The organism is Planobispora longispora (genome assembly GCF_016863135.1).
Lineage (GTDB): Bacteria > Actinomycetota > Actinomycetes > Streptosporangiales > Streptosporangiaceae > Planobispora > Planobispora longispora.
Window position 1 is genome coordinate 1 of the sequence record NZ_BOOH01000039.1, and the last position, 11,871, is coordinate 11,871.

The 11,871-nt window shown below is 68.9% G+C and carries 17 protein-coding genes and 1 tRNA gene; 10 read left to right on the forward strand and 8 right to left on the reverse strand.

What is annotated here, in order from left to right; all coding sequences use genetic code 11:
• Positions 1-447 precede the first annotated feature (447 nt).
• The 9 genes from Plo01_RS23410 (at position 448) to Plo01_RS23450 (ending at position 5,965) form a co-directional block, all read left to right on the forward strand.
• On the forward strand, positions 448-684 hold the full coding sequence (locus Plo01_RS23410) for a hypothetical protein (RefSeq protein WP_203892822.1): 237 nt from the start codon (positions 448-450) through the stop codon (positions 682-684).
• A gap of 347 nt (positions 685-1,031) precedes the next feature.
• The gene (locus tag Plo01_RS23415; protein WP_203892823.1) at positions 1,032-1,391 is read left to right on the forward strand and encodes a hypothetical protein; all 360 of its coding nucleotides are present in this window, start codon (positions 1,032-1,034) and stop codon (positions 1,389-1,391) included.
• Between the two features lie 3 nt (positions 1,392-1,394).
• Positions 1,395-1,586, forward strand: coding sequence for a hypothetical protein (locus Plo01_RS23420; RefSeq protein WP_203892824.1), 192 nt, complete (start codon positions 1,395-1,397; stop codon positions 1,584-1,586).
• Positions 1,587-1,778: 192 nt separating this feature from the next.
• Positions 1,779-1,967 carry a hypothetical protein gene (locus Plo01_RS23425; RefSeq protein ID WP_189243792.1) on the forward strand — a complete coding sequence of 63 codons (189 nt, stop codon included), beginning with the start codon at positions 1,779-1,781 and terminating at the stop codon, positions 1,965-1,967.
• A gap of 32 nt (positions 1,968-1,999) precedes the next feature.
• A complete protein-coding gene (locus Plo01_RS23430) occupies positions 2,000-2,344 on the forward strand; it encodes a hypothetical protein (RefSeq protein WP_203892825.1) in 345 nt (114 codons plus the stop codon).
• The gene (locus Plo01_RS23435) at positions 2,341-4,167 is read left to right on the forward strand and encodes a cell division protein FtsK (RefSeq protein WP_203892826.1); all 1,827 of its coding nucleotides are present in this window, start codon (positions 2,341-2,343) and stop codon (positions 4,165-4,167) included. Before Plo01_RS23430 ends, Plo01_RS23435 begins: the two co-directional genes overlap by 4 nt.
• A gap of 167 nt (positions 4,168-4,334) precedes the next feature.
• On the forward strand, positions 4,335-4,511 hold the full coding sequence (locus Plo01_RS23440; protein WP_203892827.1) for a helix-turn-helix domain-containing protein: 177 nt from the start codon (positions 4,335-4,337) through the stop codon (positions 4,509-4,511).
• A 100-nt stretch (positions 4,512-4,611) separates the two neighbouring features.
• Positions 4,612-4,764, forward strand: a complete 153-nt coding sequence (locus Plo01_RS23445) for a CopG family ribbon-helix-helix protein (protein WP_189243796.1) — start codon at positions 4,612-4,614, stop codon at positions 4,762-4,764.
• Between the two features lie 4 nt (positions 4,765-4,768).
• Positions 4,769-5,965: a site-specific integrase gene (locus Plo01_RS23450; protein WP_239316899.1), complete on the forward strand. Its 1,197-nt coding sequence runs from the start codon at positions 4,769-4,771 to the stop codon at positions 5,963-5,965.
• A gap of 92 nt (positions 5,966-6,057) precedes the next feature.
• On the opposite strand, the gene Plo01_RS23455 is transcribed toward Plo01_RS23450, so the two are convergent.
• The 8 genes from Plo01_RS23455 to galU all read right to left on the reverse strand — a co-directional run bounded on the left by Plo01_RS23455 (position 6,058) and on the right by galU (position 10,978).
• Positions 6,058-6,131, reverse strand: a tRNA-Ala gene (locus Plo01_RS23455).
• Between the two features lie 73 nt (positions 6,132-6,204).
• Positions 6,205-6,837 carry a divisome protein SepX/GlpR gene (gene sepX / locus Plo01_RS23460; protein WP_203892828.1) on the reverse strand — a complete coding sequence of 211 codons (633 nt, stop codon included), beginning with the start codon at positions 6,835-6,837 and terminating at the stop codon, positions 6,205-6,207.
• 124 nt (positions 6,838-6,961) lie between these two features.
• Entirely contained in the window at positions 6,962-7,606 is a 645-nt protein-coding gene (locus Plo01_RS23465) for a GNAT family N-acetyltransferase (protein ID WP_239316901.1), read from the reverse strand.
• Between the two features lie 45 nt (positions 7,607-7,651).
• Positions 7,652-8,125 carry a MogA/MoaB family molybdenum cofactor biosynthesis protein gene (locus Plo01_RS23470; RefSeq protein ID WP_239316903.1) on the reverse strand — a complete coding sequence of 158 codons (474 nt, stop codon included), beginning with the start codon at positions 8,123-8,125 and terminating at the stop codon, positions 7,652-7,654.
• Between the two features lie 90 nt (positions 8,126-8,215).
• The gene (gene moaC, locus Plo01_RS23475) at positions 8,216-8,644 is read right to left on the reverse strand and encodes a cyclic pyranopterin monophosphate synthase MoaC (RefSeq protein ID WP_239316948.1); all 429 of its coding nucleotides are present in this window, start codon (positions 8,642-8,644) and stop codon (positions 8,216-8,218) included.
• Between the two features lie 38 nt (positions 8,645-8,682).
• Positions 8,683-8,826: a hypothetical protein gene (locus Plo01_RS23480; protein ID WP_203892831.1), complete on the reverse strand. Its 144-nt coding sequence runs from the start codon at positions 8,824-8,826 to the stop codon at positions 8,683-8,685.
• Positions 8,823-10,010, reverse strand: a complete 1,188-nt coding sequence (gene glp / locus Plo01_RS23485; protein ID WP_203893030.1) for a molybdotransferase-like divisome protein Glp — start codon at positions 10,008-10,010, stop codon at positions 8,823-8,825. The genes Plo01_RS23480 and glp overlap by 4 nt, the downstream gene beginning before the upstream one ends.
• Positions 10,011-10,078: 68 nt before the next feature.
• Complete coding sequence (gene galU, locus Plo01_RS23490; protein WP_203892832.1) at positions 10,079-10,978, reverse strand: UTP--glucose-1-phosphate uridylyltransferase GalU; 900 nt, start codon at positions 10,976-10,978, stop codon at positions 10,079-10,081.
• Between the two features lie 24 nt (positions 10,979-11,002).
• Between galU and Plo01_RS23495 the strand changes: the two genes are divergently transcribed.
• Positions 11,003-11,590 carry a 5-formyltetrahydrofolate cyclo-ligase gene (locus tag Plo01_RS23495; protein WP_203892833.1) on the forward strand — a complete coding sequence of 196 codons (588 nt, stop codon included), beginning with the start codon at positions 11,003-11,005 and terminating at the stop codon, positions 11,588-11,590.
• Positions 11,591-11,871: the final 281 nt, after the last annotated feature.

Genomic DNA, 11,871 nt, shown 5'->3' on the forward strand with positions numbered 1-11,871 from the left:
AAACTCAGCAGTCCGTGGCGCAGGTCAGAGCTGATCTGAGAAAGAGTTGAAGATCCGCATTTATCTGGCTTCCGCCTGTCCGTTTGCTCGGCAAAGCACAGCGTTGGAGGCCCGATCATGGCTGGGGAGCATGTGGCGTCATGCCTCACCCCCATAGACCCGGTTGGGGTGGCTGACCAGCTCCAACGGGAGCTGGCTCAGCATGGGATCACAGCGGATGTGAATGACGGCTACGGGTTGGCCGTGGTGTCGGCCTGGCGTGGTCTGGTCGTGTGGACCAACGGTGATCTTTTCTGGTGGTTCGCCGGTTGGAACGCTCAGCGTGGCCGACCTGTCTATGCCTACCACCCGGCGACGGATCCGAAGCGGGCAGCACGGCGTATCGCCGTCCGGTACAAGGATCTTCGCGCCGCAGACCGTTCCACGTCGGACAGGTCGTGAGTGGGCATGGCGCAGAATGCGAAGCGCCTGACCCATCCACGGGTTCACGAAGTGATCCTGCTGGGAGAGCGTCATGCGGGACACGTGGCGCTTTCGCGAATCGAATTCCTCGACTTCTTCAAGCTGGATATCAGCGACGTGCGCGGCGGATACAGCGCCAGCGCGCTGTATCACGTGTATCTGCGCTCTCGTACTCAGGCACGGATGCAGGACAGCAGCCACGCGGAACCGCAGGGCTGGTAAGTGAGCACGCCAGAGAAGGCGCACGGCTGACGGCTCACTGCCCCCGCTCGTGATGGTGCGGTTGACCGGCTCGCTCTTCCCGCCGCCCCTGTCCCGCACCATCACCTCAACGCCCCCGGCAGAGTCCTTCTGCGCTCATGAGAGCGCCAGTTCCCAGGGCTCTGTCGGGGGTCCTCTCGTACGGGCACGGCCGTGAGCTGGGGCTTATCTCACCACAGGATCTAAGCGATCTCATCGCCGGATGTTTTCGATCTCACCGCATGATCACACCGCGCGATGGGTTGACCCCTTCCCCGAAACCTACCTTCGCCTCGTAGGTCACCGGAGACGGAAGGGATGTGATCTAGATGAACGCAGCTCAGCACCACCGCCGCCGCGAACTAATCGCCGGTTTGCGCGCCCTGGCCGCCTTCCTGGACAGCCACCCGCAGGTGCCCGTCCCCCGGTACGGAGCCATCCGGGTGTCGGTCCACACCAACTACGACACCGACGCCACCACCGAACCCGAGGCGATCGCCGAAGTCGAGCGAATCGCCGCCCTGCTGGGGACCACGCCCACCGTTGAGGGCGGACACCACGTCGCCGGTATGGAGTTCGGCAGCGTCCGGTACGAAGCCGTCCTGGTCACGCGGGCGGCGATGGCTCGCCGCGCCGCTCTGGACTCCTACAGCGACGCGATCACCCTCGACGAGATCGAGGAGGCGTGAGCGATGGACATCGCACTGGTCGCCGTGTTCCTGGGCTTGATCCTGTCGATCGCCACTCTCGCGCTGTTCGTGGTGCTGGTCGCCGTGATCCGCGCCGAGGACCGCCGCCACGCCCCCACCGGAGCCCTGAGCCACCGGCTGTTGGGGACCTACGCCCACCGTTGCCCGCCGGCCGCCTGCACCGGGAGGAGGTGAGCCCTGATGCGCACACTCCCGTCCACGCCTGGCCGGTGCTTATGCGGTGCCGACGCCAAGCCCGGAAACCGGCGATGCGCCAAGTGCCGTGCCCGTTGGCGCTGGCACCGCCGCAAGTCCCGGCACGACGGCCTCTGACCCGCCCACCGTCCCCCGCCCCCGGAAATCCCCTGTGAGAGGAGGTGAGGTCCCATGACCGTAACCGTCCCGCTGGTGCTCGTGTTCGGCGCACTGGTGTTCATCGCCTGGCGTTACCTGGGCCTGCGCTGGTGGCACGCGCTGATCACCCTGCTGTTCGGCTTCCTGCTGGCCGCGACCGCGCTCGCGCCCGGTATCCGCAACGCCATCCGCGCGGTCCTGAGCTGGATCACCGGCCACTGACCCCTGTCCCCGACCGAAGGATGTGATGCCTAATGCCCCACCGCCACCCCTACCCGCACACGGATCTTCAGGAGGTTGCCTCTCGCAACACCACCGCCGCCCAACTCCTGACGGCACTCACCCACGACCCCCTACCTCTGCTTCCCATCTGGGCGTACGTGATCGCCGCCCTCGACGACATCGAAGCCCTGATCGACGAGATCACCGGTCTACGTGCCGAACTGGCCAGCGTCCGCCACCAGCGCGCCAACCTGCGAGCCGCCATCCGCGCCACCCTGGCGGCCGACCGCGACGGCGACGACGATCCCCTGTACTACATCCGTGACGAGCTGCACGCCCAGACCAGCGCCGACCAAGCGGCGGGTGAGGGCCGATGAGCAGACATCGCGTCTCACGCCATCAGATACGCCGCAACGCCCGCCGGATGCGCCGCTACGGCGTCCAGCCCGTCGGCATGATCGATGATCTGGAGTTCGCGCCCCTGTTCATCGCCGGTATCGCCCGCCTGGCCTGGCGGTACCGCTCCGAACTCGCCCCCTTCACCATCGCCACGTCGGTCCTGCTGGGCGGCATGATCCTGCGGCACTGGTTCCCCGAGTGGTGGCCCACCGTCCTGATCATCACGATCATGCTGGTCGGTGTGCTGGTCGTCTGGGGCCGATGGGTCAACCTGCCACGTCCGATCGAACGCGGCTACGCGGCCTTCACCACGGCGTTCGCTGGAACGTGGCTCACCCTGGCCGCCTACCACGGACCGTTCACCGCTCCCCTGCCCGCCGTACTTGGCATCGGCACATTCCTGCTGGCTGTGCCCTGGTGGGCGCATCGGCGCAGACGTGCCCGCGTGCGGGTGGAACGCACGCTGGCCGCCTGGCCGGACATCGCCCAAGCGGTCGGCCTGGCCGGATCCCGCGTGCAGTCCGCGATCGTGGATCTGTGGGGGTACCGCTTCCGGCTCGGGCTCGGACTCGGGCAGACCGTTGAGGACGCGGTCAGCTCCGTCCCCCGCCTGGAATCGGCGCTGGGCACCGCACGCGGCGGGGTGCGCGTTCAGCCGGTGGCCAGCAAGCAGGCCAACCGCGCCGATGTGCGGGTGATCGAAACCGACCCGCACGCCGACGCCATCGCCTGGCCAGGTCCGTCCATCACCTCGATCACGCAACCGGCCAAGCTGGGGCTGTTCGAGGACGGCAACCCCGTCCGTGTTCCTCTGCTCCGGCGGCACGCGCTGTTCGCGGGCATGTCCGGGGCGGGCAAGTCTGGTGGCGTGAACGTCCTGCTGGGGGACCTGACCGCCTGCCAGGACGTGATCCTGTGGGCGATCGACCTCAAGCGCGGCATGGAACTCCAGCCCTGGGCCTCGTGCATCGACCGGTTGGCCACCACTCCGCAAGAGGCGGAAGCCCTGCTGGCCGATGCCGTGGTCATCCTCGACGGACGGGCCGATGACCTCACCATGCGCGGTGAGCGCGTGTGGGAGCCGTCACCGGAACGACCCGCGCTGATCATCATCGTCGACGAGTACGCCGAGCTGGCCAGTGAGGCACCACGGGCCATCGATTACGCCGACTCGATCGCCCGGCGTGGCCGCGCCCCAGCGGTCAACCTGATCGCTGCCACCCAACGTCCTTCCAAGGACGCGATGGGCAAGAGCGCGATCCGCTCCCAGATGGATGTCCGGCTGTGCTTCCGCGTCCGGGAACCCCGCGACGGGGATCTCATCCTGGGCCAGGGCATGGTCAAAGCCGGATGGCAGCCGCACAAGCTGGATGCTCCCGGCAAGTTCCTGATCAGTTCCCCCGAACACGACATCCCTCGCCGTGCCCGCACCTACCTCCTCGATGACGAGGGGGTACGGGCCACCGCCGAGCAGCACGCCGTCGTTCGCCCGGTGCTCGACGAGGTGTCGGCCCAAGCGCTGGAACGCGCGGCTGATACGTCGGCTCCGCTGCCCAGACCCACCGTCAAGCCTTCTCCCCGGCATGCCCGCGACAACGCCGTACGGGAGGCTGAGGAGGCTTTGGCCGCCGCACTGAGGCAGGCTCCCGGTGACGGGGTCAGCATCGGCGATCTCATGCGCGCTACCGGCATGCGCCGTACTTGGGTCTACCAACGCCTTCAGGATCTGGGTCGTGCGCGTCAGGTCGAACAGGTCACGCGGGGGCGCTGGCGAGCCCTGCCTGAGATACACGATCCGTAACCGTCAACGTCCGCCGTCTGCGTCCGTCCGCGCGTCTGCGCGTAGATAAGCGCCTGACAGACGCGGACGGACGGACCGGCGGACGATCACAACCCGTAATCAGCGACAGCGCGGGATCACCGCGAAGAAAGCGAGCCGCCACTGACGAACGAGAGGGGGGATGCCCCATGCAGGCATACACCGTCGAACAGGTAGCGGAGATGTTGAGCATCGGCCGTGACAAGGTCTACTACCTGCTCCGCACCGGACAGCTCAAGAGCATCAAGATCGGCAAGCTTCGCCGGATCACCGACCAGCACCTTGCCGCCTTCGTCGCCTCACTGGAGTCCATGGACGAGGCGTAGAACAGCGTGCTACAACGTTCTACAGGGCCGGTTGTGCGGCACCGCCGCACAACCGGCAAGCGCCTCTTGATACCTGCACGACACAGGAAGGAAGCCGTCTATGACACGCGACCGAACGACCCTGCCGCCCGTCCGGGTGGACGCGGAGCTGAAGGAACGTCTCCGCAGGTACGCCGAGTCGCAGGAGCGAGACGTGTCGTGGGTGATCAGGAAGGCGATCGAGGAGTATCTCAACCGCCACGAGAAGGGGTGATCCCTTGGCCAAGATCCTGATCGGCACGTACGAAGCGACCATCTACCCCGAGGGAAACGGCTACACCGGAGCGATCTCTCTCGGCTTCGGCCCGGACGGCAAGCGCCAACGGGTCAAGCGGAAGGGCCGGACCAAGGCCGAGGTGAAGACCAAGCTCATCGAAGCCGTCAAGGAGCTGGAATCCGGCGTCAAGAGCTCCGACAAGTACACCGTTCGCGACGCCGTCGAGGACTGGTTGTCCAAGGGGCTCAAAGGACGTTCGGCGGGGACGGTCGGCAAGCTGACCACACTCGCCCGGAAGCACGTCATTCCGCTGATCGGCAAGGAGAAGCTCAAGCGGCTCACCGCCGATCAGGTGGACGAGTGGCTGGACGGTCTTACCGGCGACCTCTCTACGAGAACGCTCGGAGAGGTTCACGCGATCCTGAAGCGCGCCATCCGGCAGGCTCAGGCCCGAGACCTCGTGTTGAGGAACGTCGCCGAGCTCGTTCAGACGCCTACGGGAAAGGAGGGAAGGCCGAGCAAGGCACTGACGCAGCAGCAAGCCGACGCGGTCCTGCAATCGGCGAAGTCGTCACCGCTCCACGCCTACGTGGTGCTCAGTCTCACCACGGGCATCCGTACCGAGGAAGCCCGCGCGCTGCGCTGGGATCACGTGGTCGCCTGGGACAAGACCGCCAAAGGATGGCGGGCCGTCACCGACGTCGGGTTCAAGCACGAACGATTCGCCATCTACGTATGGCGAGCGGACAGGGTCACCGGCGACACCAAGACGCCGAAGTCCCGGCGCACCCTGGAGATCCCCAAGCTCGCCGCCGAGGCGCTTCGGCAACACCACGCACGACAGGCCGTCGCCCGCCTGAAGGCAGGCGACGCCTGGCAGGAGAACGGTCTCGTCTTCTGCACGAGCGTCGGGACTCCGCTGGACGCCCATAACGTGCGGCGATCGTTCCGGGCGATCACCCGACAGGCGAAGGTGGGTGAGGACTGGACTCCCCGCGAGCTCCGTCACTCGTTCGTCTCGATCATGAGCGCGAACGACGTGCCCTTGGAGACCATCGCCGATCTCGTCGGGCATGCGGGCACCCGAGTGACCGAAGCCGTGTACCGAAAGCAGCTCAAGCCGGTGATCACCAAGGGTGCCGAGACCATGAACGCCGTCTTCGGCACCGGCAAGACCAGGAAGCGTAAGTCCGCGTGAGGTGGCTCCCCGATTGGCTCCCACCGACCCTCAGACATGGAAAAAGGGCTCCGGATCAACTCCGAAACCCTTTCCCACCTGCATCTTCCTTGTGGAGATGAGGGGATTCGAACCCCTGACCCCTTCGATGCGAACGAAGTGCGCTACCGGACTGCGCTACATCCCCAAGGCGTGAACTAGATTAGCAAACTTCTCAGGGCACTCGCGCCATCCGGGTACCGGGCCTGTCCCGCCGCCGGTCAATCGCCGACCGCGCGGACGGGAGGATCGGCGTACTGGTCGAAGATCTCGTCGCGAACCGTGGTGAGGTCGATGACCTCGGCCGCCGGGCGCCGGGCCTCCAGTTCGGCTCTCCGCTGCGCCTCCAGGCGGGCCCGCCTGGCACGTTCCGCACGGGCCTTGGCCGCGGCCGCGCGCCGTTCGGCGTCGACGCGGACGGAGGCGCGCAGCACGGTCAGGTAGGAGACCAGGAGGATCACCGAGGGGGCCACGCCCCACCAGGGGATCACCTGGGCGGCGGCGGTCACCGTCGAGGCGAGGACCAGCAGCGCGCACCAGAACGTCAGCCGTCTCCGCTTGGCCACGATCCTCGCGCGGCGGCGCAGCTCGGCGCGGCGGCGCTCCGCCTGCCTCGCCGCGGCCGTGAGCTGGGGGCCGGTCTCCGGCGCGTCGTCGGGCGCGGAGGGCTCAGCGGTGACTTCGAACTCTCCGGTGAGGGTGTCGCCCTCGACGGGCTGGTCCGGCTGGGCGTACGGCTCGGCGAGTTCGTGAGGCTCCGGAAAAGTGGCACGGTCCCGTCTGAGCCACATGGGCACGAGGACGCACAGCCACATGATGACGATGGCCAGATACAGGAAAACACTGCTGCTCACGGCCACCTCCGGGCAGCACGAAGGCGCGCGTGGTCCGTCGGCGCCCTCGATGTGCTCACGTCACGCACCGTAAGACCGCGTGTCACTATTTGACGAGCATTCGATGCGGTGTGTCGTGAGATCTTCAAACCTCTTCGCGGGAGGTGCCGCCGGGAGCCGCGGCCTCGCGGTCGAGGCGCCATCGCGAGAGCAGGCCCCGCGGCGCGTCCTCGACGGTGAGCGCGTAGCAGAGGTGGTCGCGCCATGCGCCGTCGATGTGCAGATGCCTTCGCCGGATGCCTTCCTCCCGGAAGCCGAGCTTCTCGACCACCCGGCGGCTGGCGTGGTTCTCAGGCCTGATGTTGGCCTCGACCCGGTGCAGCCCGGTGACGAAGAAGCAGTGGTCGACCGCCATGGCCACGGCGGTCGGGATGATCCCCTTACCCGCCAGAGCGCCGTCCACCCAATAACCGATCTGCGCGGACCGGGCCGAGCCCCACACGATGGCCCCCACGGTGAGCTGACCTGCGAAGGCGCCCCGATAGGTCACGACCCAGGGCAGGGCCAGTCCCTGCCTGGCCTCCCGGCGCAGGGAACCCACCATCGAGATGTAGGGGCCCAGGCCGCTGCGGGACAGGGGCGTCTCGGGGTTGCTCGGCTCCCAGGGGCGGAGCCACGCGGCGTTGCGCAGTCGCGTCTCCCGCCAGACCCGCACGTCCCGCAGGCGCAGCGGCCGGAGTCCTACCGGGCCTTCCGTAAGGGTCACCGGCCAGCCACGAAGTCGATCCACGTTCCCAATCATCCCCCCAAGCAGGGCCGTCGTGCCACGAGACCGTCAGCGTGGATGGTCCCCGCCCCGGATTTGGTCCACGGCGTGCTTGAGGACGGGGGTCAGTACGGCCATGCCATCACGGACCCCTCCGGAGGAACCGGGCAGATTGACGACCAAGGTGTTTCCCGCCTGGCCGGCCAGTCCCCGGGACAGGATCGAGGTCGGCACCGCGTCGCGGTTGACGTGACGGATGGCCTCGGCGATGCCGGGGATCTCCCTGTCGAGCACCCTGCGGGTCATCTCCGGGGTCAGGTCGGCCGGGGTGAGCCCGGTGCCGCCGGTGGTGACGATCACGTCGTACCCCTCGGCCACTCCGGATCTGAGCGCCTCCTCGACCGGCTCGCCGTCGGGGACCACGCGCGGGCCGTCCACGTCGCATCCGGCCGCCGCGAGCAGCTCGGCCAGCAGCTTTCCTGACTTGTCCTCGTATATACCGGCGGACGCCCGGTTCGACGCCGTGATCACCAGGGCTCTCACGCGCTCTCCCTCCACGACTTCCACGGACGTTACGGCCGCGGTACGGCCTCCGCGACCGCTACGACCGGTCCCGGCCCCGACCCCGGCCCCTCAAGGACGGGTCCACACCCCGGTCTTGCCGCCGGTCTTCTCCTCGACCCGGACATCCGTGATCACGGCCGCGGGGTCCACCGCCTTCACCATGTCGATCAGCGCGAGCGCGGCGACCGTGACCGAGGTCAGGGCCTCCATCTCCACGCCGGTCCGGTCGGCGGTCTTCACCCTGGCCGTGATCTCCACGCCGTCGTCGGCCACGGTCAGCTCGACCTTCACGCCGTGCAGCGCGATCGGGTGGCAGAGCGGGATCAGGTCAGGGGTGCGCTTGGCGCCCATGATGCCGGCGATCCGCGCGGTGCCGATCGCGTCGCCCTTGGGCACGTCGCCCGAGCGGAGCAGGGCCACGGCCTCGGCCGAGAGCAGCACCTTTCCGGTGGCCGTGGCCGTACGGACGGAGATGTCCTTGGCCGAGACGTCCACCATGCGCGCCGCGCCCGTCTCATCGATATGCGTGAAGTTGCTCACAATGTCTCCTCCGCCGGACCTCTCGTCCGATCCTCGGCCCGGCTCACCGTCCGCACCTCCGCCTGCCCCTCGGCCCGGCTCACCGTCCGGTCCTTCACCGGGCCCGCGAAGCCGCCGCGGCCGGTGGTCCGCTCGCTCACAGGGGAATGACCTCCACCGCCGCGCCCTCGGGCAGCTCGGTGACGTCCTCCGGCACCACGATCAGGGCGTTGGCCGAGGCCAGGGCGGCGAGCTGGTGGGATCCCTGCCGGAGCACGGGGGTCACCACGCCGCCGGGGCCGAGGACGCCGCGCAGGTATGACCGCTTGCCCGCGGGCGAGCGGAGCGGGGCGCCGGTCACCGCGGGCACGGTGGGCGTGGGCTCCGCCCGCCGGCCCTGCATCTTCCGCAGCGCCGGCCGGACGAACAGCATGAACGACACGAAGGACGACACCGGGTTGCCCGGGAGGGCGAAGACCGGAACCTGGTCCTCACCCACGACGCCGAACCCCTGCGGCATGCCCGGCTGCATGGCCACGCGCTCGAAACGGACCGTGCCGAGCGGGGCGAGCGCCTCCTTCACCGGCTCGTACGCGCCCATGGACACGCCGCCGCTGGTGATGACCGCGTCGGCCCTGACCAGCTGGGCGTCGAGCTGGTCGAGGAAGCTCCTGGCGTCGTCGGCGACGATGCCGGCCCGGTAGCCCTCCCCGCCCGCCTCGCGGACCGCGCCGATCAGGGTGTAGCTGTTGGACTCCCAGATCTGGCCGGGGGCCAGCGGGCTTCCCGGCTCGGCCAGCTCGGCCCCGGTGGAGATCACCACGACCCGGGGGCGGGGCCGTACCAGGACCCTCCTGCGCCCGACCCCGGCCAGGATGCCGAGCTGCGCGGGACCGATCGCGGTGCCCGCGGGGAGGACCACGTCACCCGAGCGCACGTCCTCACCCGCCGAACGGATCGCGTTCCCCTTGGTCACGGGCCGCCCGATCGTGACCCGGGCGGTGCCGCCGTCGGTCCACTCGACCGGGACCACCGCGTCGGCCCCCGCGGGCAGCGGCGCCCCGGTCATGATCCGTACGGCCATGCCGGGGCCGAGCGCGTGCAGGCGGTCGTCACCGGCCGGGACGTCGTCGATCACCGGCAGCGTCACCGGGGCGGCGCCGACGTCCTCGGCCCGTACGGCGTAGCCGTCCATGGCCGAGTTGTCGAACGGCGGAAGCGGGACCGGGGAGGTCACGTCCTCGGCCAGCGTGGTGCCCAGCGCCTGGTCCAGATCCAGTTCGAGGGGGGCGAGCACCCGGACGGTGCGCAGGATGTCGGCGAGGTGGTCTTCGACCGGCCTCATCGGGATCACCTGGTTCATCTGGTTCGCCTGGTTCATCTGGACCGCCTGGTTGACCTGGTTGACCTGGTTCATCGCGAGGCCAGGAACTCCTTCAGCCAGGGCAGGAACTCCGGCGCGAGATCGGGGCGCTCGGCGGCGAACTGCACGACCGTGCGCAGGTAGTCGAGCTTGTTGCCGGTGTCGTAGCGGCGGCCGCGGAACAGCACGCCGTGGACCGGCCCGCCGCCGGAGACGTCGCGGGCGGCCAGCGTGCGCAGGGCGTCGGTGAGCTGGATCTCGCCGCCGCGGCCCGGCGGGGTGTTCTCCAGGACCCCGAAGACGGCCGGGTCGATCACGTAGCGGCCGATGATCGCCCAGTTGGACGGCGCCTCGTCGGCCGGGGGCTTCTCCACCAGGTCGGTCACCCGGACCACGTCGTCCTCGGCGGTGGGCTCGATGGCGGCGCAGCCGTACAGGGAGGCCTGCTCCCTGGGCACCTCCATGAGCGCGATGACGCTGCCGCCGTGCGTCGCGCGGACCTCGATCATCCGCTTGAGCAGCTCGTCCCGCGGGTCGATCAAGTCGTCACCGAGCAGACAGGCGAACGGGTTGTCGCCCACGTGCTGCTTGGCGCACAGGACCGCGTGGCCGAGGCCGCGCGGCTCGCCCTGCCGTACATAGTGAAGAGTCGCCAGGTCGGCGGGCTCGCGCACCTGGGACAGGCGCTCGTCGTCGCCCTTGGCCTCCAGCACGTCCTCGAGCTCGATCGCCCGGTCGAAGTGGTCTTCGATGGAACGCTTGTTCTTGCCGGTCACCATCAGCACGTCGAGCAGTCCGGCGGAGACGGCCTCCTCGACGACATACTGGATCGCGGGCTTGTCGACAATCGGGAGCATCTCCTTGGGCGTCGCCTTGGTCGCCGGAAGGAAGCGGGTGCCCAGACCCGCCGCGGGAACGACGGCTTTCGTCACAGGATCGAAGTCGGCCATGTTCGAACCATAACGGAGGGACCTGTGGACAAGGTGAAGCTGCGCTCCACGATCGCCGCAGCGCGCGCCGCGATCACGGAGGAGGAGCGGCACGCGGCTTCGGTCCAGATCAGGGAGTCCCTGCTGGAGCAGCCTTGGGTGCAGATGGCCGGGCTGGTCGCCTGCTACTGGTCGGTCGGGGCCGAACCCGCCACGCACGGCCTGGTCTTCGCGCTGTGGAAGCACGGCGCGACGGTGATGCTCCCGGTGCTGCGGCCGGACGACGATCTCGACTGGGCGGTGTACGACGGGCCCGACACGCTCGCCCCCGGCCGCTTCGGGATCATGGAGCCGGTCGACACCCGGCGCGGCGTCGACGCGATCAGGACCGCGGCGCTGGTCGTCGTCCCCGCGCTGGCGGTCGACCGGACCACGGGCGTACGGCTCGGCCGGGGAGGCGGCTCCTACGACCGCGCCCTGGCGCGGGTCGGGCCGAACGTGCCGACGGTCGCGCTGCTCCACGAGGGAGAGCTGCTCGACGGGGTACCCGGGGAACCGCATGATCAGGCGGTCCGCTACGCTGCGTCACCCGGCGGTATCGTCCGGGTGGGAGCGAGGCGATCTGCCGGGTAAGACACAATGGTCCCGGAGCAGGACAGAGACCGGGGCGAATCCCCCGCTCCCTGACACGGGATCGGCTTGCGGGCTTTCCCGTCCGGCGTGAGCGGCCCGCCCGGCACAAGCGGTTCATCCGGCATGGGCCCACTCGTCCGGCGCGAGCGGCCCATCCGATGTGGGCGGCCCGACCGGCGCGAGCGGCCCGTCCGGCGTGAGCCGTGGGCGAGGTCCTGCCCGCTTCAGGCATTGGACGACGAGCGAGAAAGCGGTCCCCGCGTTGAACGAACTCGGCAGCT

Excerpts from the sequence above, each read along its gene's own strand:
- Plo01_RS23410 (WP_203892822.1), top strand. The coding sequence starts at position 448 with ATGGCGCAGAATGCGAAGCGCCTGACCCATCCACGGGTTCACGAAGTG.
- Plo01_RS23415 (WP_203892823.1), top strand. The coding sequence starts at position 1,032 with ATGAACGCAGCTCAGCACCACCGCCGCCGCGAACTAATCGCCGGTTTG.
- Plo01_RS23420 (WP_203892824.1), top strand. The coding sequence starts at position 1,395 with ATGGACATCGCACTGGTCGCCGTGTTCCTGGGCTTGATCCTGTCGATC.
- Plo01_RS23425 (WP_189243792.1), top strand. The coding sequence starts at position 1,779 with ATGACCGTAACCGTCCCGCTGGTGCTCGTGTTCGGCGCACTGGTGTTC.
- Plo01_RS23430 (WP_203892825.1), top strand. The coding sequence starts at position 2,000 with ATGCCCCACCGCCACCCCTACCCGCACACGGATCTTCAGGAGGTTGCC.
- Plo01_RS23435 (WP_203892826.1), top strand. The coding sequence starts at position 2,341 with ATGAGCAGACATCGCGTCTCACGCCATCAGATACGCCGCAACGCCCGC.
- Plo01_RS23440 (WP_203892827.1), top strand. The coding sequence starts at position 4,335 with ATGCAGGCATACACCGTCGAACAGGTAGCGGAGATGTTGAGCATCGGC.
- Plo01_RS23445 (WP_189243796.1), top strand. The coding sequence starts at position 4,612 with ATGACACGCGACCGAACGACCCTGCCGCCCGTCCGGGTGGACGCGGAG.
- moaC (WP_239316948.1), bottom strand. The coding sequence starts at position 8,644 with ATGGTGGACGTCTCGGCCAAGGACATCTCCGTCCGTACGGCCACGGCC.
- glp (WP_203893030.1), bottom strand. The coding sequence starts at position 10,010 with ATGAGGCCGGTCGAAGACCACCTCGCCGACATCCTGCGCACCGTCCGG.
- galU (WP_203892832.1), bottom strand. The coding sequence starts at position 10,978 with ATGGCCGACTTCGATCCTGTGACGAAAGCCGTCGTTCCCGCGGCGGGT.